The sequence below is a fragment of the Bacillus sp. NMTD17 genome (genome assembly GCF_002998735.1).
In the GTDB taxonomy this organism is placed as follows: Bacteria; Bacillota; Bacilli; order Bacillales; family Bacillaceae; genus Bacillus.
In genome coordinates, this window is sequence record NZ_PVRH01000001.1 from 260416 (window position 1) to 285881 (window position 25466).

The following is a 25466-nucleotide window of genomic DNA, read 5'->3' on the forward strand; positions in this document are numbered from 1 at the left end:
AATATGGAAAGGTTACTGACCGTCTTGCAGGCGCAAGACGGTATTTTTTGCTTCGTACTGGTTTAGTAATCTATGATAAAATTGTTTGGGAATTAATGGGTTTATCCGGTTGTTAGAGGGGGAAAGGCAAATGGTTAAGGCAATCTCAAGAAATGACCCGTGTTTCTGTATATAAAAAGTGTCATAGTGACATTCATCCTGAATCAAGAGCTGCACGGCTTATCCAAACACAAAAAAAGTACGAACGAAAAATAGAGGATTATCAAAAATCAACAGGTAATATTCCTCCATGTCAAGAGGGGTGTTATAACTGCTGCTATGAGGATTTTTCTATAACTGAAATTGAGTTTGAATTTATTATGCGTGAGTTGAAGACTTGGAGCAAAGATCGAGCAGAAAAAATATATGATACTGCTTTGGATCAGTGTGAAACAATTAAAAATGAAAGACCTGACACATGGAGAAATTTGGAGATATATACAACGAACGATGGCACAATAATTGTTGAACAAATGAAGAAGCACATGGCAGTTGGACGGAATAGCTTTCCTTGTCCACTACTTGATCCAGAAACAAAATCATGTTCAATTTACGATTCTCGCCCTCTGATTTGCCGTTCTTTTGGTTCGACTCATCATAGCATCAATCAAGATACTCGTGTTGAGATATGCGAGTATATACCTGATTCTGTGGAACACGCTGCAATGACTCCTAATGTTGAAGATGAAACGGCAGAGACTGTTGAATATGTACATTTACGTTTGCCAGACGGAAGTACAATTCAACAAAGGCCCTATCCGATCTATTACTGGTTTAAGATTTTCTTCGATCGGACCGGAAAAAAAGAAGCGCAGTATAATCATTATGATAGCCCAATCAATTTTAATCAGTCACTTGAACAGGCAAACTTATACACTTTAAAAGGATTTAATCTGATTTAAACGAGATAAAAGACAATATTCGTGAAATCGTTTCGCTTGTATAGTTGGCCACACTTTTTCATTCGTGTTTTAGCTCATTTTGGATCTTCCAGGGCAGCTGTTTTGTTCGCATTCTCTCCACACAACAAAAAACTGAAATTCGTTATTTTAACATGAAACTTAAAGGAGGATTTAGACATGGCAATTATTAAAGAACAATATTTAGAGCAGCATACAGAATTTAAACCACCATTTCAAAAGGAAGAAGCAACAATCATTATTCAGGAACAGAGTAGCCAACCGACTTTAGACTTTGCTTTAGCATTGTTGCCGACATTAGGAAAGGTCACACGTATTACGCATTTTAGAAATGGTCAAAAAGTGAGATATTATACGTATGTGGAGACTGTTGCCTATAAATTATTTATTTACCAAGGTTTAGCCAGTAATTATAACGGCGAAGGCAGCCACGCTTTTCAGTCATTTTTAATAAATGTGGGAATTCCAGAAGAAGAGGTTTCTTTCATAACAAAGTCCAATGGTGAAGATGTGGCCGTAATTGAAATAGCTTTATAAAAAGGGTATTTTGAAGTCGAGGATCAAGGAGAAAATCGTATTATGGAATATAAATTAGTACCGGTACACGCCGGCATACCCGAAATGGAATAGTCGCGCGCTATAATCTTTATTGAAACATACAAGGATGGTATGTTAGATAAAGATGATAAAAATTCATTCCAGAGAGGTTTTCAACTGTGCCTTATAGATTTCGGATATAAAATAGTGGAAAAGTGAAAATCAACATAAGAAGCCGTTAATGGCTTCTTTTTTATGTAAAAAGGGTTGTTTTACTAGGAGAAGAATGTGAGGGCTTACCGATCGTCTGCACGCTGCAACACTTTCTATACGCTTACCACTAATTAATGCAGAACCAAAATATTTTCAGGAATTTCAAAAATTTTGTGTTGAAGTCTTATATTAAGAGTAAGCAGGCTCTTACTGGAGCCTGCTTTTTTTATTTATTGTTGCTTAACAGTTATTTTTAAGGTATTTTTACAGTATATGCTAAATTAACAAACATAATATTTACGCCTACATCAACTTTCTTATATTTGTTTTTAACTGCCCATGCAACAGCACCAGAAGTTCCAGCAGTAATAGCCGCAGCTGCTCCAGCACCCCATGGTCCGGCAGCAGCAATTCGACTTGTGTACCAACCGATATATCCGGCTGCAAATCCACCTGCTACTATGGCATTCATGCTTCTAACTTTCGGTCCTAATTTGAGGTGTAAACCTACAAAACCTAAAGTCTGCATGTCACCTTTTTTCTCATTCTCTTCAAAGCTAAATTCTTCTGATTTCATTGAAGTCATTAGTAGACTGTCGTGTTCTGAAATTCCCATTTCCATAAGGGTTTCTTTATCAGCTGTAAAATGAATATTTCCATCCTTATCTAATTCGAAGTAATTAGATAGTTTCTCTGCTAATTCCAATTGTTTTTTATCTACACTGACTGGAGGGGTCTCATTATTACCTTGACTGGCATGACTAATCATTGGAGAAGAGAAACCAAATGTAATAGTAAGCACACATAACACTACTAGAAATTTTTAAAACATACGTACCACTCCTATTTGTTTTTTGGGGTAACGCATACATGATATTTCCTTCTATTGGGGTGGAATACTTAGAGGTTAAGGAGAGTAATAAAATGTATTTATTCTTATTCACTTTGATTTATTGTGTAATCACACAGATGTTGAGTTTTTCCTTTGAGATGTCTTTTGGTGTGTACTTGATAGGTTTAGCTTTAATCAAAGGACTTTCTAGTGTGGAAATTAAAGACATCTTTAATTTCAAAAAGACAAGGGACGTGTTCAAAGAAAACAGATTTATAGATTCTTTGATGGAATTGTTTTCTTTGGTAATAGTGTTTATTAATGCATACATAATTGATTATGAACCATTCTCTCCCTTTGAGTTTGTTTATACTTTTTTCTTGCTTGTAATTCTGTACAGGTTCCTATTTTGGGGGATCATAAGAGAGTCAAAAAAATGGTTGCATAAAGAAGCATAGGAGACATGGATTTATAAGAATCACTCACTTTCTTTGATATATTTCCATGCTACCATTTATTTCTTGATAATTGGTAATGTGATGGAAAGTTTCTTTTTGGGTTGCGGTGACCGCAATATAGGTTCTTTTATTAGGGAGGATAATTTATGATGACTGTAATACCAGTATTGATGATGTTAATTGGTGCTTCTTATTTTGCTGTTTATATGAAAAAACGTAAGAATAATAAAGAAAAAGAGATGGGTTATAAAGTTGTTTTTGCCGTTGTTTACTTTTTACTGAGTGTCCCATTCATCAATATGGTCATCACTGGATAATAAAGAACAGGCTAAAGAGCCTGTTTTTTTGTTTCTTAAAAAACAGGCGCCTATTTTAAAAACACCACCAAGAGCGTTCATATTCGTTTCTAAGCATCTTTATTTATGCTCGGGTTTTTCATAGTGTGATGCTTCAAGAACGCTTATATGGGATTTAAATGCGTTAACTGCTGTGATAGCATCTAAAAACCGATATGTCTTGTGTCCTACTTGCTTAAAAAGTGTTTGCGTCATGCCGAAAATTTTACATATGAATGGATAAATAGGGTTTTATTAGGAATTCTTGTGCTAACATTTATTAAAAATTGGTTTTCTAGGGGGGGATTGTAGATGGCGTCTATACCGTCTCCAGTTGTAGCGATCAAAATAAATGAATGGTATAAGCATATAAAAAGATTCAATGTTAAAGAGGCCCAGATGCTAAGGGAAGAGGTTAGAAAAGATATAGATGTCATGGAAGAAGATGAACAGGCGGTTCTTTATTTTCAGTTGATGGAGTTTCGTCATCAATTGATGACAGACTATGTGCAGCCTTCTAAAGAACCACTTGAAAAATCGGATTACTTGAAAGCTGTAGAAGGACAAGGAAAAAAGATGTCAGCCATTCTTGAATACTATTTTAATTTTTTTCAAGGCATGTATGAATTCAAAAATGGTGAGTTTATTAGAGCTATTGTGTTCTATAAGCGCTCGGAAAAGCGCCTGGAGCAAGTAGGGGATGAGTTAGAAAGAGCGGAATTTTATTACAAATTATCTGAAGTGTTTTATCACATAAAACAGACACATGTGTCTATGTATTACGTTGGTCTTTCTTATGATACTTATAAGGCGCATAAGAGCAATTCCCTTTATATGATTCGAGAAATTAATTGTCTAACTGTTATGGCAGGTAATTTCATTGATTTTGAATGCAGAGAAAAGGCGCTTCCTCATTTATTGTCAGCTTTAGAAAAATCTAAGGCAATTTCTAATAAGCCAATGATTGTGAAGTCATTATTTAATATTGGGTGTTGTTATAAAGGATTAGGTGATTTTAATAGGGCACTAGCTTATTTTAATCAGGTTATTCTAGAAGGAGAGCCTATTAATGCTACAGAGTTGCTTTTGGTTTTTTATGAATTATCGTTATTTCATTTGAGTCAAAAGGAATTTATTGAGGGTGAAAGATTTTTCAAAAGAGGCTTGGAAGAAGCGAAGAATAGAAAAAATGATCTGTTTTTATCGTTGCTGATGGTATTGGAAATTTTATTTTTAAAAACAGCAAACCTAAGTGAAGTCTTGAGCTCGTTGGAAAAATTAGAGAATGAGAGGGGTTATCCATATATGGAAGACCTAGCGCTTGAAGCGGCTCGGTACTATAATGAGAATGGGCGTATGGATGAATCTGTAAAAATGTATGAAAAAGTGATGTACGCCCGAAAACAAATCCAAAGGGGCGACTGTTCATATGAATTTTAAAACGGTTCTTACTGGTTTTTTGAGTGCTTCAGCATTGCTAGGTGTGATCTCTTTATCATCTGTCGATTTTGATGTGAATTCAAGAAATGCTACTTCTCCAGAATCCACTGATCTGACTGTAAGGAATGCTACAGGCAGTAGCGTTACTACTGAGGATTTTCCTCTTATAACTTTATCTCAACAAGATAACGATTTTGCTGTGAGGAATGGAACCCGTTCTAGTGAAAATCCTGATGTTCGTTTTGGAACACGTGATTCTAGATTATCTACTTGATGAATCAAACAGACCTTTAGGGTCAGGCTGTCGAGAAAATCTCGACAGCTTTATTTTCCCCCTTAAAATTTACATTTCCCCATTTTATAATAGAGAAAAGCATATTAAAGGAAGGTGTTTTTCTCATGTTCCACATTAGACATTCTTCTCAGCACGAAGCTGAATTTGTATGACTAGATCAATTGGTTGAACACGATCACTTGCTTCGTAAAATTGATCAGTACATTGATTTTTCATTTATCATAGATAAAGTAAAACCGTATTATAGTGAGAAATAAGGTCGTCCTTCTCTCGATCCACTTATTTTGTTCAAAATGATGTTTATCGGGTACCTAACATCATGACGTGGAAAATAAAAAAGAATGTAGAAAAACATGAGTTTCTCTACATTCTGGTCACCCGAAAAGGGTGCTTTCTATCGATAATTTGCAAGAAATGATTGTCTCGCTTTTTCATATGCTTCCGCATCAAAATGATCTCCGCATTTGTGGATGCACCAAGGCTCTTCTTGTTTCGCAATGCCAACCTCATAGCCCTGCTGGACGAATTCAAAGGACTGCGAAATATCATAAAAATGAAAGCCATCAAAGAGGTCCTCACGCCACTTCACATCATATTGCGTCGCCATGAAAAGACCATCAATCGCCGAAGCGTTCATATAATCTTGCGCTTCTGCCTGTTGACGACCACTTTCAAACGAAAGCAGCTGATAGGTGTCGTGACGATATTCAATGACTTTCCCCCTGCAATCAGAACTCTCCCACCAAATCCCATTGTCAGGCACGCTTTCTGCACCTATGACCCCAACCATCCCAAGTGATGGATGCTGTAAAAAAAGCGGGATCAGCTCAAGCAGCATATGCTGTTTGACAATCAAGGTATCTTGATGAAGATAAATTTTAAACTGAGCTGGATGGGTGATCGCTTCATTATAAGCAGAGGTCATACTGGATGCATGTCTAATCGGCAAAACCTCCACATGATATCCATGGGGAGCAGGAAGTGAAGCGAGCTGCCGAAAGCAAGTCTGAAACATCGATTCATCATTTACACATAAAACAAACAGGATGGTGGGGTTACTCATGAAACTGAACCGCCTCAACCACATACTGATAGGCGGTAGCGGCCTCGTGAAAATCTGAACGAATGCCATGCTTCATGAGTAATTCATGTAAATCACTCATCACGCTTGCATAGGAAGGATGCTTTACGCGAATGGTTTCGAGTTCGCGAATACGAAAGCCTGCTGAATGAAAGAGTGCATGAATTTCGTGAAGGGTGAAGAAACGTAAATGTGTTTGATCCATTAATCCTGCATCTGTATAAGTGAATCTGCCGGCTAGTAATTCTAAAACTGTTGATATGTGACCGATATTCGGAATGGATGACAGGATGACTCCTTCTTTTTTAAGGAAGGGTTTGACCTTCTTTAAAACGGCCCACGGATCCAATAAATGTTCAAGGACATCTCCGAAAATGATGCAGTCAAAGTGTTCATGTTCGTAAGGGAGAGTCATCTGTTCAATATTTCCGCATAGCACATGATCTAGCTCTTGCTCAGCCTCTTTTGCTGCATCCTCAAACGATTCAATTCCATAAATGGTCCGGCCCTTTTGTTTCAGGACTTTTCCAAGTTTGCCTGTGCCGCATCCGATATCCAATAAAGACGTCCATTCCTCACGAATACGGCTGACAATGACCGGGTTCACGCCATGATAATACTGATCCTTTTTTTGGTGATAATAGGAAAGGGAATCTGAACTCACGCTCTACCCACCTTTCTGCTTTCTCATTGTTTTCATGCTTAATATATGGGTGGGGAGCTTGGTTTTATAACGTGAGAATGACAATTTTCATGAATAGCGGCTATAAAGGGATCATATAAAGAACGGGAAACGGACTGTCCTCCTAATATAGAAAGACAGAACCCCATGAGTGGAAGGGATTGGTATGAAGGGGTGTTCAATTACTGTAGCGTATCGTCATGAAAGGATTTTCAAAAGGTCAATTGACAAGTCAGAACTTTTAGCCAAAGCAGTCTGAAAGACAAAGGATAACGGCGTTGATTTACGGTTTGTTTATCATCTTCTGATCACCGTTGGATGTTAAAAAAGCTTGTATTTCTTCGATGCCTAGTCCAATTTTTTTCGCTTCCTGAATCAAATAAACCCACTCTTCGTCAACTCTTCTTTTCACTTGCGTATCCATAATATCCTCCAGTTCAATAAGACATATTCATCTGCAACCAATGACTTGAACAAACCGTCTAGTAACTGTACGTGTGGATGAAAACAGCGCAAAATAGATTTTGTCGAAAAATGATGACATTTAACCTATTTTGTAAAATCTATCACCTACCACGTTCCTAAAAAAATGACTAAAAAACCCATAAATATTGATTTCTTACTTCTAATAATAAACAATTGTAAAGTCAGTTAAAAGATTATAAATTAAAATAATGAAAAAGACCTAAAACGTTTGGCTTATATAAACCAATTAGGTTGACATTTGCCATCAAGTAGAACAAATTTCATCTGTGCAGGACGTACATATTGTTCGTTTGGGAAGTTCTTCTCAAGATGGTATTCTAAAAGAAACAGAAACCACCAAGAAGGAATGAAGAAAGACATGTATAGCCTTTTTCAAAAGTATCAAGAAGTTGTCATGTATCTTGTGATGGGTGTGTGTACAACCATTGTCAACATAGTCAGCTTCTACTTATTCGTTGAGATGTTTTCCATGGATTATAAAACAGCTACAGTTGTTTCATGGGTATTTGCTGTTCTCTTTGCTTATATCACCAATAAGAAGTATGTCTTCAAGCAAAAGGCTCGTGATACGAAAAGCCTTATGCGTGAGCTTTCTTCATTTTTTAGTGTTCGTCTCATGTCTCTAGGTGTAGATCTGGGGCTGATGATTTTATTTGTGAGCCAAATGGCGCTCAATGAAACCGTCGCAAAAATTCTTGTCAACTTTGTGATTGTGGTCGTGAATTATGTCGCCAGTAAATGGTTCGTCTTCAAGAAAACAAAAGAAGATGCGATTTAACACATGAAAAAAGATAGGTGATGTGAAATGAGCAGCAGGCCAGACGAATTATATGATGTCATATATCAGCAAACAGAAAAGCAGCATGAACAAGTGCTGAGGCTAGTCAAAGAAATGACCGCACATCCAGAAGCGTTTTCGGAACAAGAAAAGGAAAAGATCAACCGAATGGACATTGCGCTTCAAACGGCAACGGACATTTTAGAAAACTTAATGACACCTGACACGCAAATGACCATTGTTTTAAGACAAGGGAGAATTCATGTTGACCTGACGAAAGCGTAAAAGAAGCAGCCAATTGTGAAAGCGGCTGCTTTTTATTATGCATCGCTTGTTTCCCGCAGTTGCTTTGGAGACATGCCGATTTTCTTTCGAAAGACTTTATTCAAGTAATTCGCATTTCGGTAGCCGCACTGTATGGCGATTTCTTCAATCGAGTATTTTGTTGTTTTCAGTAACGTTTCCGCCTTTTCTAACCGGATATTGGTTAGATAGTGAATAGGTGTGAAGCCAGTGGCCTTTTTGAATTCCCTCGTAAAATGACTTTTGGATAAACGTGCCGCAGCTGCCATATCGTCCGGGCCAATTTCCTCGTGAAAATGATGGCTGGCAAACAAGGCAGCTTGAACGATGGGCTCGGGCCATTTCTCCATTTGTCCCTCAAGCTTTGGCAAATATGAATATAGTTCCATGACAAATTGATAAGCAAGGCTAGACCCCTCAAATGGATTGGTAATCCGTCTTTCACTGGCTTCATCATAAATGTTCTTGAGCAGGCGGATCGGTCTGGAATTTGGATGAAAACGCATGACCTGCTTTCCTTGGTCAATAAATTGGTCAAAGCAAAGATCGCAGGCTTCCCCGTAAAGCGTTAAATAAAGGAATTCCCAATGCTCACTGTCCTCTGGAAAATAATATTGATAGGCACTTGGGCTTTTCACGAGAAAGGCCTGACCCGGCAACACTTTGAAACGTTTCTCTCCGATTTCAATCATGCCATGTCCAGACAGTGTGAGCTGAAAGATGCACTTGCCTTGATCTTTCCGCTCCACGCCATTCCAGCTATATAACGAAGATGATTGTACTTCCCAGCCAACAGACCATATTTGCGCCGGCAATGTCACATCAGAATGGTGAAAACGAAATGCAAATGCTTCCTTCTTCAAATTGGAAATCCTCCTTCGCAGCAAAAAACAACCTTTTTCTATTTAGAATCATGTTACACCTCATATCACATCGTACCATTCACAGCAAAAAAAGGGTATTTTTTAACGGTTTTTTTACCATTGAACTGATGCAGCTGGGACAACTAAAATAAAAGTATCAGAAGAGAAAAGGGGAATGGATATGATCGAGACGTTACGCGCGGCATTTCACCAGCAATTTGGAGATGGAGAAGAACTTCGCTATTTTTTTGCCCCAGGAAGAGTGAACTTGATTGGTGAACATACAGATTACAATGGAGGCCATGTGTTTCCATGCGCACTTACTCTCGGAACGTATGCTGCTTGTGCGAAGCGTTCAGATGGCCGCGTGAGAATGTATTCCTTGAACTTTGATAGCGATGGTGTGAAAGAATTCAACCTTTATGAAATCGCTTACGTGGAATCGGACGGCTGGGCGAATTATCCGAAGGGTGTGTTCAATCAGTTTATAGAAGCAGGGATGAAGATAGAAGAAGGCTTTGACATTGTGTACAGCGGCAATATTCCAAATGGCGCAGGTCTGTCTTCCTCTGCCTCCATTGAGCTTGTCACCGCTGTTCTCATCAACGAATGGCATTCATTCAGCGTTTCAAATGCCCGTCTTGCCCTCCTCTCACAGCGTGCAGAAAATGAATTTATTGGCGTCAATTGCGGGATCATGGATCAGTTTTCGATTTCCCTTGGAAAGGAAGATCACGCCATTTTGCTCAATTGTGACACCCTTGCCTTTGAATACAGTCCTTTTCGGCAAGAGGGACTGGCGCTTGTCATCGCCAATACAAATAAAAAGCGGACACTGGCTGATTCCAAATACAATGAGCGCCGGGCAGAGTGTCAATCAGCTTTAAATGATCTTCGGAAAAAAATCGACATCACCTACTTATGTGAGCTCACTGCGGATGAATTTGCAGCACATGCCCACTTGATTGAAGATGACATATGCCGCAAACGGGCAAGACATGTCGTGACGGAAAACGAGCGGACGATGAAAGCAGTAAATTTTCTGAAAGATGATAAAATGGAAGAACTAGGTGGGCTCATGAAGGCTTCTCATCTTTCTTTAAAGAATGATTATGAAGTAACAGGACTTGAACTAGATGCACTGGCTGAAGCAGCTTGGCGGCACCCGGGGACGATTGGCTCCCGTATGACAGGTGCAGGCTTTGGCGGATGCACGATCAGCATTGTGAAAGAAGAACTGCTGGGTTCATTTATAGAAGAAACTGGTGCGATATATCAAGAGAAAACAGGCATTCAAGCCTCTTTTTACACAGCTGGAATTGGAGGCGGCGCAAGAGAACTCACAAAGGAGGAAGTGTGATGACAATTTTAGTTTGTGGAGGAGCAGGGTACATAGGCAGTCATGCGGTGGCGGCTCTTCTAGCGAAAGGCGAACGAGTAGTGGTAGTGGATAATTTGCAGACAGGCCACAAAGAAGCTGTTTTGGAAGGAGCTGTCTTAGAAGAGGGAGATTTACGGGATCACGTCTTTTTAAGACAGGTTTTCAAAACGCATCAAATAGAAGCGGTCATGCACTTTGCGGCAGATTCACTTGTCGGGGAGAGTGTGACAGACCCGCTTAAGTACTATGACAACAACGTCGGCGGAGCAACCGCTTTACTACAAATAATGAATGAATTTGATGTGAAACACATCGTCTTTTCTTCAACTGCTGCTGCATACGGTGAACCTAAGCGCGTGCCGATCGTTGAAACGGATGAAACGAACCCAACGAATCCTTATGGAGAAACAAAATTAGCGATTGAAAAAATGCTGAAGTGGTCTGAGCAAGCGTATGGAATAGAATACGTGGTGCTTCGGTACTTTAATGTAGCTGGTGCCCATACAGAAGGACTTGTCGGAGAGGATCATCAGCCTGAAACACATCTCATTCCAATTATTCTGCAAGTTGCTTTAGGAAAACGGGATCAGATCAAGATTTACGGTGATGATTATGAGACAGAGGACGGCACGTGTATTAGAGATTACATTCATGTGATGGACTTAGTAGAGGCACACATCTTAGCCGTTGATCGGCTGCGTGCAGGAAAAGGTAGTGCTACCTACAACTTAGGGAATGGAACAGGTTTCTCCGTGAAGCAGGTCGTAGAAGCTGTCAGAAAAGTCACGGGGCATGCCATCCCGGCACAAGTGGCAAAAAGACGCGCGGGAGATCCAGCAAAGCTGATTGCTTCTTCTGAAAAAGCGCTGCAAGAATTGGGATGGACACCTCAATATGCTGACCTTCACACGATCATTCAGAGCGCGTGGGATTGGTTTCAGAAGCATCCAGATGGCTACCAAAGTGAATAAAGCGTAACAGGCAGGCAAGAGAGGGGACAGAGGGAATGGCGATTGATATTTTTGAAAAATTGGAACAGCTGATTCAATACGGGATCAATAAAGAGCTGATGACATCACTAGATATCGATTATACGAGAAATCGGCTGCTTGAGGTGCTCGGGCTCGATGACGCTGAAGCAAGAACAGTCTCAGGAGAAGGAGACCTTGAAGACATTTTAATGCCGATGCTGGATTGGGCAGTAGAAACAGGCCTTATTCCTGAGGGGACGGATACGTATCGTGATTTACTAGATGCGAAAATCATGGGCTGCTTGGTGGCACCTCCAAGTGTCATCTATGCGAAGTTTGAAGAAAAACGCCAACATGAGGGACCAGAGGCAGCTACAAGCTGGTTCTATGCGATGCAGCAGCATGCCCACTATATTCATACAGGCAGGATCGCCAAAAATGTACAGTGGTTTACACCAACAGACGATGGTGTGCTGGAGATCACCATTAATCTATCAAAACCGGAAAAGGACCCCAAAGCCATCGCTGAAGCTAAGAAGCTCAGTCAAAAGCAATACCCTCTTTGTCTCCTTTGTAAAGAAAACGTTGGCTTCGAGGGGCGGATCAACCATCCAGCGAGACAGAATCACCGGATTATTCCTGTGACACTCTCAGGTGAATCGTGGTTTCTGCAATTTTCACCTTATGTGTATTACAACGAGCACTGCATAGTGTTCAAAGGTAAACATGAGCCAATGAGCATCACCAAAAAAACCTTTGAACGACTGCTTTCCTTCATATCTATATACCCGCACTATTTCATCGGGTCGAACGCCGACCTTCCGATTGTCGGAGGCAGTATATTAAGTCATGACCATTTTCAGGGCGGTGCACATGAATTTCCGATGGCGAAAGCAGAGATGGAAGAAGTCTTTTCTCTCAAAGCCTTTCCGGATGTGCGAGCTGGCATTGTGAAATGGCCGATGTCTGTGATCCGCCTTCGAAGCAGCGAGCGGCAGTCGCTCGCGGACGCTGCAGACTTTATCTTACATGAGTGGAAATTGTATTCAGATGAAGAGGTGGGGCTGATCGCTCATACAGGAGAGACTCCGCACAATACCATTACACCTATTGCGCGACGCCACGGGGATGACTATGAATTAGATTTAGTGCTGCGTAATAACCGTACAGACAAGCGGCACCCAGACGGCATTTTCCATCCGCACGAAGAAGTCCACCATATTAAAAAAGAGAATATCGGATTAATTGAAGTCATGGGCCTTGCTGTCCTTCCTGGCAGATTAGCAGAGGAGTTAAGCCAATTAAAAGAGGCATTGCTATCCGAAAGTCCTCTTGAAGAAATCAAAGCCCGTCCTGCTATCATGAAACACGAAACATGGGCAAAGCGACTGCTTGAAGAGAACACCTTTACAGAGGACAATACCGAAACCATTTTACAACAAGAAATTGGCTCTATTTTTTCTCGAATTCTCTCGCAGGCGGGTGTGTTTAAAAGAACTGAGCAAGGGAAAACAGCTTTTAACCGTTTCATTCAAACACTTCATACAGGCAGGTGATTAGATGATTGAACAAGTAAGAGAGCTAATGGAAGAAAAGCAGCTTGATGGTGTCTTGATTCAAAAGCGAAATAACTTCTCCTGGCTGACAGGCGGAAGAAGGAATCACATTGTGTTAAATACGCCAGAGGGCGTGTGCCAGCTGCTCGTCTTAAAAGACGACCTCGTCCTCATTGTGAATCAAATGGAAGAAAAGCGGATCATTGAAGAGGAAATGGCGTATGTCGATCATCCCTTTCAGGTGGTCACAATGGATTGGTATGAGGATGAGACCCCCTACATTCAAGAACTCACAAAAGGTAAACGAATTGGGGCGGACATTCAAATGGATGGATTCGAATGGATCGAGCCGGATTTGTCACATGTTCGATCGATCCTTACTGCCTCGCTGCTCAGTCAATATGAAATCCTTTGTCATGAAACAGCGGTCATTGTAGAAAGTGTCTGTCAAGAAATCGTGCCAGGGCAGACCGAACACGAAATTGCTTCGCTTATTGCTCAAAGAGCCATTGCACAAGGGATGACGATAGAAGTCCTGCTTGTGGCAACGGATGACCGGATCCATCAATACCGTCACCCGATTCCAACAGAGAAAGCACTTCAAAAGCACGCGCTTGTTGTCCTCTGTGCAGAACGGCACGGGCTCGTAGCGAATGTCACAAGGTCTGTTTACTTTGGTCAGCTTCCAAAGGAGCTTGAAGAGAACAAAGAGCGGCTTGCACGAATTGATACAGTCATGAATGCCGCCACACGTCCTGGTAAAACATTAGGAGATGTACTGAAAGCAGGTATTGCTCAGTATGAAAAAGAGGGCTTCCCTGATAGCTGGAAAAAGCTTCATCAAGGGGGAAAGACGGGATTTGTATCTAGGGAAATCATTGCTGTTCCCTCATCGAAGGAAGAAATTCAGCTGCATCAAGTGTTTACGTGGAATCCTTCATTGCCTGGACTGAAATCAGAGGATACGATAGTAGTAGAAAAAGAGGGCAACCGCTTTTTAACCTATACAGGCAAGTGGACGTACATGGACATTGAACATGAGGGAGAGATCTATAGACGACCTGACATCTTAGTGAGAGATGAATAAATGCAGAGTGCCGGCGCTGAGCCGGTTTTTTGCTGGAAGTCTTTAGCGAGATTCCATTAATTCAGCATCACTACCAATTCTTACAGCGTATCGCAGAGAATCGATACTTTCTTTTCTTGTGAACTTGCGTTAAAATGAGTAAGGTTTTTGTTAAATGTGGGGATACCTATTTCAAAATTGTTTACCTAGATAAAATTTCATTAAGTTAAATTGAAATTCGACCAAACTTTTTTATTGTGGTAAACCTAAATTTGACAAAGTTCTTGATTGTTTGTCCTTTGCCTTCAACTCTCAACTTTTCAAAATCCTAGAAATTTATTGTGTGTGCAATAATATAAATTTATGTCGAATTTATGACATTTTAATAGAAATCTGTTGAAAAATAAATGAACTTTTGAAAAAAGGGAAGCTAACTCTAACAGATTTTGATAGCATTACAAAGGGAAGAAAAGTTTTCGAAGGCAGATGGCTTTTCACAATTATTCAGCAATTTATACATTATCTAAGGAAGGATGGTGATCTTCTTGTTCAGAGCCATTAAACCTATGCTTTTATTAGCGATGCTCGTGAGTGTTTTTTTATTAGGAGGTTGCAGCAATATCGCTGTTTTAGATCCTAAAGGACCTGTCGCAGCACAACAAAAAGACTTAATCCTTTTATCCATCGGATTCATGCTCTTTATCGTTGGTGCGGTATTTGTACTGTTTACCATCATTTTGGTTAAATACCGTGAGCGTAAGGACGTTGGAAACGCCTCTTATAACCCAGAACTACACGGGAATACGCTTCTAGAAGTTATCTGGACAGTGATCCCAATATTAATCGTTGCTGCCCTTTCGGTTCCAACTGTAAAAACAATTTACTCTTTGGAAGAGGCACCTCAAGCAACAAGCCATAAAGATCCACTTGTCGTTTATGCTACAGCTGTTGATTGGAAATGGATCTTTAGCTATCCAGAGGAAAATATTGAGACAGTGAACTACTTAAACATTCCAAAAGATCAGCCGGTTTTATTCAAAATCACTTCCGCTGATACAATGGCATCACTATGGATTCCTCAGCTAGGCGGGGAGAAGTATGCGATGGCTGGAATGGAGATGGAACAATATCTTCAAGCTGATCAAGTTGGCACATATGAAGGAAGAAACGCCAACTTCACAGGCGAGGGCTTTGCTCAGCAAAAATTCAAAGTCAATGCGATGACGCAGTCTGACTATGATAAATGGGTAAGCAAAACGAAGAAAGAAGCACCAAAGTTAACGAAGAAAACGTATGACTACTTGATGCTTCCGGATGCTGCAGATGTGCAGACATTCTCATCAACACATTTATCCTTTGCGAAGCATGGAGAGGATTCTGAATACGCACTCCAAGCACGCAAACGTTTAGGTTACCAATCAGTTTCTCCGCATTCCAAAACAGATCCTTTCGAGAATGTGAAGAACTATAAAAGAAAACTAGATAATGAATAAACTGACTAAGGAAAGGAGGAGGCCGTTATGCATTTGAAATGGGATGAGTTTTTTGTAACTGGAGACCCATTAATTCTTGGTGCGCAAATTTCTATCGCTCTTACTTCCATTGCTATCGTGTTTGTTTTAACCTACTTTAAAAAGTGGAAATGGCTCTGGAAAGAATGGCTAACATCAGTTGATCATAAAAAGCTTGGGATCATGTATATCCTTGCTGCTGTGATTATGTTCTTCCGCGGTGGGGTAGACGGACTGATGATGCGCGCGCAGCTGGCGCTTCCTAATAATACGTTTTTAGATTCCAACCACTATAATGAAATTTTCACAACGCATGGTACGATCATGATTCTATTCATGGCGATGCCATTTTTAATTGGTTTAATCAACGTCGTTGTTCCTCTTCAAATTGGTGCACGTGACGTTGCATTCCCTTATTTGAACAACCTTAGCTTCTGGACATTCATGGTTGGAGCGATGTTGTTCAACATTTCCTTCGTCATTGGAGGATCACCAAGTGCAGGCTGGACGAGTTACATGCCGCTAGCCGGAAATGATTTCTCACCAGGTCCTGGACAGAACTATTACTTGCTCGGGCTCCAAATTGCAGGTATTGGTACACTTATGACTGGTATTAACTTCATGGTGACCATCTTAAAAATGCGTACAAAAGGTATGACGCTTATGCGTATGCCAATGTTTACATGGACAACATTGATTACGTCTGTCATCATCGTATTCGCATTCCCTGTATTAACAGTTGCTTTAGCACTTATGACATTTGATCGTTTATTCGGTTCTGCATTCTTTACACTCGAAGCAGGCGGTATGCCAATGCTTTGGGCGAACCTTTTCTGGATTTGGGGACATCCTGAGGTATATATCGTCATCCTGCCGGCTTTCGGTATTTTCTCAGAAATCTTTGCGACGTTCTCAAGAAAACAGCTGTTTGGTTACAAAGCGATGGTTGTATCGATTGTGGCAATCTCTGTTCTTAGTTTCCTTGTGTGGGTTCACCACTTCTTTACAATGGGGAACAGTGCAGCGGTTAACTCATTCTTCTCGATTACAACAATGGCGATTTCTGTACCAACAGGTGTGAAAATCTTTAACTGGCTCTTTACGATGTATCGAGGCCGTATCAGCTTTACTTCACCAATGCTTTGGGCACTTGGTTTCATCCCGAACTTCGTTATCGGTGGTGTCACTGGGGTTATGCTTGCGATGGCAGCTGCGGATTACCAGTACCATAACACGTACTTCCTTGTATCCCACTTCCACTATGTATTAATCGCAGGTACTGTCTTTGCTTGTTTTGCTGGTCTTGTTTTCTGGTATCCAAAAATGTTTGGTTACAAGCTAAACGAAAGAATCGGCAAATGGTTCTTCTGGGTATTCATGATCGGATTTAACATCTGTTTCTTCCCGCAGTACTTCTTAGGACTGCAAGGAATGCCAAGACGTATTTATACGTATGGACCAGAAGATGGCTGGACTGCACTAAACTTTATTTCAACAATTGGTGCATTTATGATGGGTATCGGATTCATCATCCTTTGCTACAACATCTACTACAGCTGGAGACACGCGAAACGTGAAGTGTCTGGAGACAGCTGGGGAGATGGACGTACTCTTGACTGGGCGACATCTTCTGCAATTCCGCCGCATTATAACTTTGCAGCACTTCCAGAAGTGACAACACCAGATGCATTCCATCATTGGAAGCAAAACAACGTAGACGTTCATCCTGAAAAAGAATTCAAGAAAATTCACATGCCGCACAATTCAGGCAGACCACTCATCATGTCTGCATTCTTCGGACTTGGTGCATTCGGTCTTGTATTTGAATGGTACTGGATTGGCATTATTGGCTTAATCGGTGTATTCGCAACAATGATTTTACGCTCATTTGAATATGACGATGGCTACTATATTCCTGTTGAAGAAGTGATTGAAACAGAGAAAAAGAATAAGGAGGCGCAGAAGTAATGGGACATAATGATAGCAGCTATGCAAATGCACCGCTTGAATATCAGTCTGAAACAGGACGTTTAAACATCCTTGGTTTCTGGATATTCCTTGGCGCGGAAATCGTGTTATTCTCAACACTTTTTGCGACCTACTTTGTTCTTCATGGCAGAACAGCTGGCGGCGTTTTACCAGCTGAGCTGTTCGATATGAAGCTTGTATTGATCATGACATTCCTGCTATTGGTTAGTTCATTTACATGCGGGATTGCTGTTCATGAAATGCGCCGTGGAAGTACAAAAGGGGTTGTCATTTGGACGATTCTGACACTGCTTCTAGGTGCAGGCTTCGTTGGCTTTGAGATTTTCGAGTTCTTCCATTATGTACATGAGGGTGCGAGCATCCATACAAGTGCGTATTGGTCTGCATTCTTTGTACTCTTAGGAACTCACGGACTACACGTATCCATCGGTATCTTCTGGATTACCGGGGTCTTGTTCCAAATTAAAAAACGTGGATTAACTCCACAAACAGCAGCGAAGATTTTTATCTCAAGTCTATACTGGCATTTCCTTGATGTTGTATGGATTTTCATCTTCACAGCTGTTTACTTGATCGGATTAGGGGGGCTTTTGTGATATGGCTGGAAAAACAAATTCCTCAGCAGAGCACGAACACTTCCCTTGGAAACACGTAGTTGGCTTCATCTTATCCATTGTGCTAACAATCTTAGCATTCTGGATTGCCATTGGAGCTGAAATTGGCAGTTCTGCAAAACTATGGATTATCTTTGGTTTTGCTTTCATTCAAGCGTTCTTGCAGCTATTCATGTTTATGCACATGACAGAAAGCGAGAACGGAACTGTTCAAGTCGGAAATACATTGTTTGGTCTGTTTTGTGCGATTATCTTCGTTATCGGATCTGTTTGGATCTTTGCGGCTCACTACAGCCACGGAGAGAACAGCAAAGACGGTTATTCACCTTCTGCGCCAAAGCAGTCTGAGCATTCAGAGAAATAATAAAAAAACCACTCATCCCTCAAAGGTGAGTGGTTTTTATCATGATGTTGATTACGCCTCCAATAGGTGGTGCGTGATTTATCTGGTGCTGCTGAATCTTTTGCGAATGAATGGAAGTCCATAAATGAGAAACGCTGCAATGTGTGCCAAAATGACGTTAATGGCAAAGAATGCGATCATGAAGGTATGTCCTGCTGGAGATAAACTGCTCGTCATGTAAAGACCGAAGAAAATCCACATAATCATAATGGGTGGAATAGAAGCTAGTGCAATTTTTCTGTTTTCAAGCCATAAAAACAGGGGTGTAGCCGTTGCAATACATAGGTACGCAAAGAACATATCCATCGTATCCAACTCCTTTGTAAGTTGATATCCAAATCAAATGAGAGGTCAGGATGCAATTGTGTCTGTTTTTAGGAGATATTGTGAACATTTTGTTACAAGTATTATACCACAATTGACTTTGAAGTAAACTCAATAATTGGAAAATGGGCCTTATTCCGTAGAAAGTGGCTTTTTCCTTTTCTCTCCGTACAGCTTATGCTGGCTTGATAATTGCTTGTCATATCGCCACATAGGTCATTGAATTTTCCCCTTAATATCTGTAAAATAATCTTTTTAAAGGACTCATGATCGGATGAATGGAAAGAGTATAGAGGAATTTTTTCCTATTGTTAGAATGAAAAGTATTTCATTTTTTGAAAAATGATTGGAACCTTTCGGATGTATCTTCCGTCATATTTAAGGTGAGTTGCTTTTGTGAAAAATTCAATCTAATATAAATAAGGGCTTTTATGTTTTGTAATAAGGGTGGTTAGTTCATGAACAAGCAGAATACATCTCCGTACTATCAAGGGGATTTAATTTTTATATTTTTAGCCTTCTTTGCCATCAGTGTCATTGCGATTTATGCTGCGGGTCAATTTGGACAGTATGGATCTAATGCATGGACGAGGCAGATTATTTACTACATGGTCGGAGTTATATGTATTGTAGCCATAAATTACTTTGATTTGGAGCAATTAGAGAAGCTAAGCCTCTATATTTTTATAGGTGGCATACTGTTGTTACTTTTTCTGAAAGTCGCTCCTGCACAAATCGGAGGTCATGATTTTGCTCCAATTAAAAATGGTGCAAAAAGCTGGTTTGTGATACCAGGGATTGGGACACTTCAGCCTTCAGAGTTTATGAAAATTGGTTTGATTATGATGCTTGCATCTGTCATCGGTAAGTCAAGCCCTAGAGGAAAACGGACATTAGAAGATGATATCTTCCTACTATTAAAAATTGCCGGTGTAGCAGCCGTTCCAGTTGGACTGATTTTCTTACAGGACGCAGGTACGGCAGCTGTCTGTATGTTTATTGTCGTTGTGATGGTGTTTTTATCAGGGGTTAATTGGAAGCTGATTTCTCTCATCGGTTCTGTGGTTGTGCTTTTAGTTGCCGCTGTGTTAGCCGTGATCATTCTCTTCCCTGATGTTGCGAAAACAATTGGCATTCAGCAGTATCAGATTAACCGGATTACCGCTTGGCTGCCTGATAGCTCTACGTCAGCCAACCAAGCGCAGACTCAGGATGCGTCTGGGTCTGATAAATATCAAGTAGACCAGGCCATTATGGCTATTGGTGCTGGACAGATTTTTGGGAATGGGGTTAAAAACTTAAAAGTCTATGTCCCAGAGGCACAAACAGATATGATTTTCTCCATTATAGGAGAAGCCTTTGGCTTTATCGGCTGTGCTTTTGTTGTGATCATGTTCTTCTTCTTGATCTACCGGCTTGTCGTGCTGATCGACCGTATCCATCCTTATAGCCGGTTTGCGTCATTCTTCTGTGTAGGATATACAGCACTGATTGTGATCCATACGTTCCAGAACATTGGGATGAATATAGGCGTGATGCCTGTAACAGGGATTCCGCTCCTATTTATCAGCTTCGGAGGAAGCTCTGTCTTATCTGTCCTTATTGGATTCGGGATTGCTTATAACGCAAGTGTTCAATTAACGAAATATCAAAGTTATTTATTTAAATAAAACGGGTAAGGGCAGTCTAAGTATAGACTGTCTTTTTTCATGCGAGTTTTAATTTTTGAAAAGCCATATGTCTTTGTCATATGATAGTACAAGTGAAGGAGGTCTTCGAATTGAACAAAACGATAGAAACGATATTAAATCATCGGTCCATCCGTTCGTTTACAGACGAGCGTTTGTCCGAAGAAGAGGTGCTGACACTCATTAAAAGTGCACAGGCTGCTTCGACATCAAGCTATGTACAGGCGTATAGTATTATTGGAGTGACAGATCAAGAGAAGAAAGCCAAGCTTGCTGAACTGGCTGGGAATCAGCCATACGTTGAGAAGAATGGGCATTTCTTTGTCTTCTGTGCAGACTTGAAACGCCATGATGATATTGCAAAAAAAGCAGGGGAAAATCATCAGGAGGCGCTTGAGAATACGGAAGCCTTTCTCATTAGCGTCATTGATACGGCGCTCGCTGCGCAAAATATGAGTGTAGCCGCAGAATCAATGGGACTTGGGATCTGCTATATTGGCGGTCTGCGTAATCAACTGAAAGAAGTGTCTGAATTACTTGAAACGCCATCTTATGTGCTGCCGTTATTTGGTCTGGCTGTCGGACATCCAGCGAGTCAATCGTCACAAAAGGAACGGCTGCCAGTTGAACTCATTTATCATGAAAATGCATATCAGCAAGATGAAGCGCATGTGGATCGTTATTTAAAAGAATACGATGATCGTATTTCATCATATTATGAAGAACGAACAAACGGAGAGAGAAAAGATACTTGGTCTAAGCAGATGCTTCGCGGCTTTAGTCAGCCAAAGCGTGCCTTCCTTGGAGAATTTGTTAAAGAGAAGGGCTTTAATCGAAAATAAATAAGACATCCCCCCTTTCGATTGAGAGAGGGGGATTTCTGTAAGAGGTGCAGCATGATGAAATTAAGTATACTGGATCAATCTCCTTTGATCGGAGATGCAACACCTGCTGAAGCATTGAAGCAAACGGTTGAATTGGCAAAGCAGGCAGAGAAGTGGGGCTATCACCGTTTTTGGGTATCAGAGCATCACTTTTCAAACCGGCTTGCAGGGTCGAGTCCAGAGGTGCTTCTCGGTCATTTATCAGCCGTTACGTCACATATACGTATTGGCTCAGGCGGTGTGATGCTGCCTCACTATAGTGCCTATAAAGTAGCAGAGAACTTCAGGGTTCTCGAAGCACTGGCTCCTGGCAGAATTGATCTTGGGATTGGACGTGCTCCTGGTGGTATGCCCATTTCCTCCATTGCCCTTCATCATGGTGAACGAAAACGACTAGGTGATCAATATCCTGAGCAGGTAGAAGAATTGAAGGTCTATTTACACGACCTAGCGGATGAATTTTACCCGCTGCCCCATTTAACCGCTTCTCCGAAGGTAGAGACTGCACCAGAGGTATGGATTCTTGGTTCCTCTGGAGGGAGTGCAAGACTTGCGGCGAAAGCAGGTGCAGGCTATACGTTTGCTCTATTTATCAATGGCGAAGGCGGAGAAGATTCTGTGGAGCAATACATCAACCGGTTCGAACCTTCAGCATTCGGTGATGAGCCGCGCGTCAGTCTTGCGGTCTTCGTTTTATGTGCTGAAACAGAGGAACAGGCAGAAAAACTGGCAGTCAGCTTAGATTTATCCTTACTCGCCAATGAACAGGGGCAAAACCTCGGGGGCTTTCCTTCATATGAAAAGGCACAAGCTTATTCCTACAGTCCATATGAACAAAAACGAGTGGCTGCCAATCGTCAAAGGATGGTGGTTGGAACGCCATCTTCTGTGAAAAAGCAGCTGACGGCACTAGCGAAAGCGTATCGTACAAATGAAGTAATCGCTGTGACGATCACTCACCACATGCAAGACCGGCTCACATCGTATCGTTTATTAAAAGAAGCCTTTGATGCATAACGTATGTATGTCTGTTTACCGTCCACGCAGCCAATAGAGGTGGAAAAGGAGCATCATGATGAAAATAAACGCGGCTGTCACCAGCAAACTAAGCGGGTAATGAAGGACACATAGACCGTCAGCTCGCATGGTTGATGAAAAGGACGAGGATGTTTCGAAAAAATACACCAAAGTGATCGTTAGAAAAAAAGCAGTCAAAAAAGAAACGATCCATAGCAATATCAACATCAGACTCTCTTTCCTCCATATATAATCAAAAAGCCTTGATGAGCTAATCCGCTCATACAAGGCTTTTCTTGTGATTCACGTTTATTCAGGATAAATATCGAAGGGTTCCTTCGTTTGAACAGTGTCTGATTTCCCTTTCAAACTTGCATACGCAAGCATTGTATACTCACCAGGTTCCAGCTTTTGACCTTGATTGATCGTGCCATTCCATTTTACGCGGTGTTCTCCTTTATCTACATGTTGATAAACACCTGCTTCACCTAAATACTCTCCATCTGTCGAGTAGACGAGAAATGCAAGGTTCTCAGCGCCACCAGGCAGATAGCTGCTAATGACATAGCTTCCAGCACGGTTATCCGGCTCGACGGAAACCGAAGTGACGCGCGGATAATCAGGCTCTTTTACAATCAATAAAGTAGGAATCTCTGTGACCTTTCTGCCATTTTCACGAAGGGTAATGCTGCCTTGGTACGTTCCTTTTTTGGTTTTACCGTATTTCACTTGTACCGCGGAAGTAAAGGACCCAGTGGAATTCCCTTTGACAGTGATTTTTTTCGTTCCGTTTGTGCTGATGCCGCTGCCATTGAATTTGTAATCAATGGTATACGTTTTCGGTGCTTTTGAAAGGTTTTCTACCTTGAATTTCTTCGTTTTGATTTGAACGCCTTTTTCTTTCAAGAAAGTGCCGTAAGAATAGCTGGCATCAGAAACGATAGATGACGCTTGGAGTGATTCGATGATTCGAACACTGCCTGTCCCTTGTGTGTTATGAGGGAATGGGCTGCCATTTGCGTCAAATAGTTTTTCTGCTGTATTCATCATCAGTGCTTTGATCTGTTCAGTTGAGTAAGATGGTTTTGCTTGCTTGATGATCGCTGCGACCCCTGCCACATGCGGTGAAGCCATGCTTGTTCCTTGCTTTGAGCCATATCCGTAAGGCTGAGAAGGGTTATGCGTTGGAATCGTACTCACAATGCTGACGCCAGGTGCTGATAAATCAGGCTTAATCATCCACGTATCCACAACTGGTCCGCGAGATGAGAAGTCAGCGACTTGCTCACTAAGTTCTTTGACAAATTGAATGGAGAAAGTCGTTGTATTGTTTCCAGCCTCAATGGCTTTGACAAGCGCCGTTCCTTCAGCTTTTGAAAGCTTAATCGTAGGAAGAGCGAGACCCGGTACATCGACTGGAATTTCTCCATCGGTGTTGTTATACATCACAACGCCGATTGCACCAGCAGCTTTTGCATTGTCGACTTTATCAACAAAGGCAATAGCTCCTCGTTCGATCACGGCAACCTTTCCTTTCACATCGATGTCTTCAAATGCTTTTTCGTCACCGATACCTGCATGGACGAGTGTGACTTGTTTTTGGTCAAGTGCTTTTAAATCACTCTCTTGGTAGTAGCCCATCACTTTTGCAGTAGAATAGTTCGGGAATTTCACACTATAAAGGCTGTACGGAAGTTGAGTTGCTCCGACAGAAATGGCATCTCTTGACGTGCCGGGAGAACCGACTGTCCAGCTGTTCGGTCCGCTGTTTCCATTCGATGTGACAGCGACAACGCCTTCAGACATGGCCCAATCGAGTGCGATGCTTGTGGCATAATCAGGGTTATTCACACTGTTTCCGAGAGAGAGGTTCATGACATCTGCTCCATCAGTAACAGCGCGGTCGATGCCTGCAAGAACGTTCTCAGTTGTCCCAGACCCGCCTGGTCCAAGTACACGGTACGCAAGAAGTGTGGCATCCTTTGCGACACCTTTAATTTGTCCATTGGCAGCAATTGTTCCTGCGACGTGTGTGCCATGGTCTGTCGATTCACCTCTAGGGTCTCCTTTAGGCGTCTCTTGCGGAGAATAATCGTTATCAACAAAATCATAGCCTTTGTATAAACCAAAGTTTCCTTTTAAATCAGGGTGGGTATAGTCTACTCCAGTATCAATGACAGCGACTTTTACCCCTTTTCCAGAGTAGCCGGCATCCCAAGCTTTTGGTGCACCGATAAATGGAGCGCTTTTATCCATAAGAGGGGAGACATCTTCATTTGGAAGCTGAATGCTTTCCTTTTTCACTTCATCTGTTTTATATGTAACATCCGGATAAACGGCTTTTACTCCGTCAACTGCGAGCAGCTTCGGAATTTCGTTTGCAGGAAGTTTCATAGAGAAACCAGAGAAGACTTTTTCATATTCTTGACGAACACTCGCTTTATCAATTTCTTTGAGTGCTGCATTTTTTACTTTTGTTCGAGATTTTTTGAGGGAGGCCTTTGTTTGAGCTTTGCCTTCTTGCTTGGCTTCAACTAAGGATTTTTCCTTTAATTCAACAATAACAGTGGTATGTTTTCTAGAGTTGACATTGATTTCACCGAAGATTTCTGCTTTTTCCAATTCCACCTGTTTGTTCGATGGAGCGGCAGCAGCCTGTTGACCTGTAAAGAATGTGGATAAAATAAAAATAGTGGAGAACAATAGAACAGAAGAACGAGAGATGACCTTTTTCATTAATTTTCCCCTTTCTAGCTGTGTTTTTAGGGAGATAGCCTTTCTTTTTGTGGATAAATAGGAA

General features: G+C 41.2%; 25 protein-coding genes and 1 pseudogene. 19 read left to right on the forward strand and 7 right to left on the reverse strand.

Going from position 1 to position 25466, the window contains the following annotated elements:
* The first annotated feature begins 152 nt into the window (after positions 1-152).
* On the forward strand, positions 153-941 hold the full coding sequence (locus tag C6347_RS01270) for a YkgJ family cysteine cluster protein (protein ID WP_106030653.1): 789 nt from the start codon (positions 153-155) through the stop codon (positions 939-941).
* 177 nt (positions 942-1118) lie between these two features.
* Positions 1119-1496, forward strand: coding sequence for a hypothetical protein (locus C6347_RS01275; RefSeq protein WP_106030652.1), 378 nt, complete (start codon positions 1119-1121; stop codon positions 1494-1496).
* 466 nt (positions 1497-1962) lie between these two features.
* Here C6347_RS01275 and C6347_RS01280 read toward each other — a convergent pair whose 3' ends face one another.
* A complete protein-coding gene (locus C6347_RS01280; RefSeq protein WP_142394280.1) occupies positions 1963-2511 on the reverse strand; it encodes a hypothetical protein in 549 nt (182 codons plus the stop codon).
* Positions 2512-3148: 637 nt separating this feature from the next.
* Here C6347_RS01280 and C6347_RS19130 point away from each other — a divergent pair.
* The 4 genes and pseudogenes from C6347_RS19130 to C6347_RS19375 all read left to right on the forward strand — a co-directional run.
* Positions 3149-3316, forward strand: a complete 168-nt coding sequence (locus tag C6347_RS19130; RefSeq protein ID WP_155758699.1) for a hypothetical protein — start codon at positions 3149-3151, stop codon at positions 3314-3316.
* Positions 3317-3646: 330 nt separating this feature from the next.
* Positions 3647-4774: a Rap family tetratricopeptide repeat protein gene (locus tag C6347_RS01290; RefSeq protein ID WP_106071314.1), complete on the forward strand. Its 1128-nt coding sequence runs from the start codon at positions 3647-3649 to the stop codon at positions 4772-4774.
* Complete coding sequence (locus tag C6347_RS01295) at positions 4764-5048, forward strand: hypothetical protein (RefSeq protein WP_017360144.1); 285 nt, start codon at positions 4764-4766, stop codon at positions 5046-5048. Before C6347_RS01290 ends, C6347_RS01295 begins: the two co-directional genes overlap by 11 nt.
* 125 nt (positions 5049-5173) lie before the next feature.
* Positions 5174-5323 (forward strand): annotated as a pseudogene (locus tag C6347_RS19375) (transposase); the annotation flags it as partial.
* 140 nt (positions 5324-5463) lie between these two features.
* On the opposite strand, the gene C6347_RS01300 reads toward C6347_RS19375, so the two are convergent.
* The 3 genes from C6347_RS01300 to C6347_RS01310 all read right to left on the reverse strand — a co-directional run bounded on the left by C6347_RS01300 (position 5464) and on the right by C6347_RS01310 (position 7256).
* The gene (locus C6347_RS01300; protein ID WP_106071315.1) at positions 5464-6132 is read right to left on the reverse strand and encodes a glycosyltransferase family protein; all 669 of its coding nucleotides are present in this window, start codon (positions 6130-6132) and stop codon (positions 5464-5466) included.
* A complete protein-coding gene (locus C6347_RS01305; RefSeq protein ID WP_034660413.1) occupies positions 6125-6814 on the reverse strand; it encodes a class I SAM-dependent methyltransferase in 690 nt (229 codons plus the stop codon). Before C6347_RS01305 ends, C6347_RS01300 begins: the two co-directional genes overlap by 8 nt.
* Before the next feature lie 301 nt (positions 6815-7115).
* The gene (locus C6347_RS01310; RefSeq protein ID WP_008345506.1) at positions 7116-7256 is read right to left on the reverse strand and encodes an anti-repressor SinI family protein; all 141 of its coding nucleotides are present in this window, start codon (positions 7254-7256) and stop codon (positions 7116-7118) included.
* 456 nt (positions 7257-7712) lie between these two features.
* On the opposite strand from C6347_RS01310, the gene C6347_RS01315 reads away from it, so the two are divergent.
* Together C6347_RS01315 and C6347_RS01320 are read left to right on the forward strand one after the other, a co-directional pair.
* Positions 7713-8096 (forward strand): GtrA family protein, encoded by a 384-nt coding sequence (locus tag C6347_RS01315; protein ID WP_012011676.1) that lies wholly within the window; start codon positions 7713-7715, stop codon positions 8094-8096.
* A gap of 27 nt (positions 8097-8123) precedes the next feature.
* On the forward strand, positions 8124-8381 hold the full coding sequence (locus C6347_RS01320) for a hypothetical protein (RefSeq protein WP_003215318.1): 258 nt from the start codon (positions 8124-8126) through the stop codon (positions 8379-8381).
* A gap of 35 nt (positions 8382-8416) precedes the next feature.
* On the opposite strand, the gene C6347_RS01325 is transcribed toward C6347_RS01320, so the two are convergent.
* The gene (locus C6347_RS01325; RefSeq protein ID WP_034660412.1) at positions 8417-9262 is read right to left on the reverse strand and encodes an AraC family transcriptional regulator; all 846 of its coding nucleotides are present in this window, start codon (positions 9260-9262) and stop codon (positions 8417-8419) included.
* Positions 9263-9443: 181 nt separating this feature from the next.
* On the opposite strand from C6347_RS01325, the gene C6347_RS01330 reads away from it, so the two are divergent.
* From C6347_RS01330 to qoxD, 8 genes are all read left to right on the forward strand, one after another.
* Positions 9444-10622 (forward strand): galactokinase, encoded by a 1179-nt coding sequence (locus C6347_RS01330; RefSeq protein WP_374955719.1) that lies wholly within the window; start codon positions 9444-9446, stop codon positions 10620-10622.
* The gene (galE, locus tag C6347_RS01335; protein WP_106048054.1) at positions 10622-11614 is read left to right on the forward strand and encodes a UDP-glucose 4-epimerase GalE; all 993 of its coding nucleotides are present in this window, start codon (positions 10622-10624) and stop codon (positions 11612-11614) included. The genes C6347_RS01330 and galE overlap by 1 nt, the downstream gene beginning before the upstream one ends.
* Before the next feature lie 35 nt (positions 11615-11649).
* The gene (galT, locus tag C6347_RS01340) at positions 11650-13170 is read left to right on the forward strand and encodes a UDP-glucose--hexose-1-phosphate uridylyltransferase (RefSeq protein ID WP_060597553.1); all 1521 of its coding nucleotides are present in this window, start codon (positions 11650-11652) and stop codon (positions 13168-13170) included.
* A 4-nt stretch (positions 13171-13174) separates the two neighbouring features.
* Entirely contained in the window at positions 13175-14257 is a 1083-nt protein-coding gene (locus C6347_RS01345) for a M24 family metallopeptidase (RefSeq protein WP_106030647.1), read from the forward strand.
* 515 nt (positions 14258-14772) lie between these two features.
* Positions 14773-15729, forward strand: a complete 957-nt coding sequence (gene qoxA, locus C6347_RS01350) for a cytochrome aa3 quinol oxidase subunit II (RefSeq protein ID WP_095285740.1) — start codon at positions 14773-14775, stop codon at positions 15727-15729.
* A gap of 27 nt (positions 15730-15756) precedes the next feature.
* Positions 15757-17715: a cytochrome aa3 quinol oxidase subunit I gene (qoxB, locus tag C6347_RS01355; RefSeq protein WP_060597551.1), complete on the forward strand. Its 1959-nt coding sequence runs from the start codon at positions 15757-15759 to the stop codon at positions 17713-17715.
* The gene (gene qoxC, locus C6347_RS01360; protein ID WP_007497820.1) at positions 17715-18332 is read left to right on the forward strand and encodes a cytochrome aa3 quinol oxidase subunit III; all 618 of its coding nucleotides are present in this window, start codon (positions 17715-17717) and stop codon (positions 18330-18332) included. The genes qoxB and qoxC overlap by 1 nt, the downstream gene beginning before the upstream one ends.
* 1 nt (position 18333) lies before the next feature.
* Positions 18334-18714: a cytochrome aa3 quinol oxidase subunit IV gene (gene qoxD, locus C6347_RS01365; RefSeq protein WP_003215204.1), complete on the forward strand. Its 381-nt coding sequence runs from the start codon at positions 18334-18336 to the stop codon at positions 18712-18714.
* Between the two features lie 78 nt (positions 18715-18792).
* Here qoxD and C6347_RS01370 read toward each other — a convergent pair whose 3' ends face one another.
* The gene (locus C6347_RS01370; protein WP_003215279.1) at positions 18793-19059 is read right to left on the reverse strand and encodes a spore morphogenesis/germination protein YwcE; all 267 of its coding nucleotides are present in this window, start codon (positions 19057-19059) and stop codon (positions 18793-18795) included.
* Between the two features lie 476 nt (positions 19060-19535).
* Between C6347_RS01370 and C6347_RS01375 the strand changes: the two genes are divergently transcribed.
* The 3 genes from C6347_RS01375 (at position 19536) to C6347_RS01385 (ending at position 22666) form a co-directional block, all read left to right on the forward strand.
* Positions 19536-20747: an FtsW/RodA/SpoVE family cell cycle protein gene (locus C6347_RS01375; RefSeq protein WP_058013388.1), complete on the forward strand. Its 1212-nt coding sequence runs from the start codon at positions 19536-19538 to the stop codon at positions 20745-20747.
* A 110-nt stretch (positions 20748-20857) separates the two neighbouring features.
* Positions 20858-21607 carry an oxygen-insensitive NADPH nitroreductase gene (gene nfsA, locus C6347_RS01380; protein WP_034660404.1) on the forward strand — a complete coding sequence of 250 codons (750 nt, stop codon included), beginning with the start codon at positions 20858-20860 and terminating at the stop codon, positions 21605-21607.
* A gap of 54 nt (positions 21608-21661) precedes the next feature.
* The gene (locus C6347_RS01385) at positions 21662-22666 is read left to right on the forward strand and encodes an LLM class flavin-dependent oxidoreductase (protein ID WP_181185420.1); all 1005 of its coding nucleotides are present in this window, start codon (positions 21662-21664) and stop codon (positions 22664-22666) included.
* A gap of 309 nt (positions 22667-22975) precedes the next feature.
* On the opposite strand, the gene C6347_RS01395 is transcribed toward C6347_RS01385, so the two are convergent.
* On the reverse strand, positions 22976-25402 hold the full coding sequence (locus C6347_RS01395; RefSeq protein ID WP_106071317.1) for a S8 family peptidase: 2427 nt from the start codon (positions 25400-25402) through the stop codon (positions 22976-22978).
* Positions 25403-25466 lie beyond the last annotated feature (64 nt).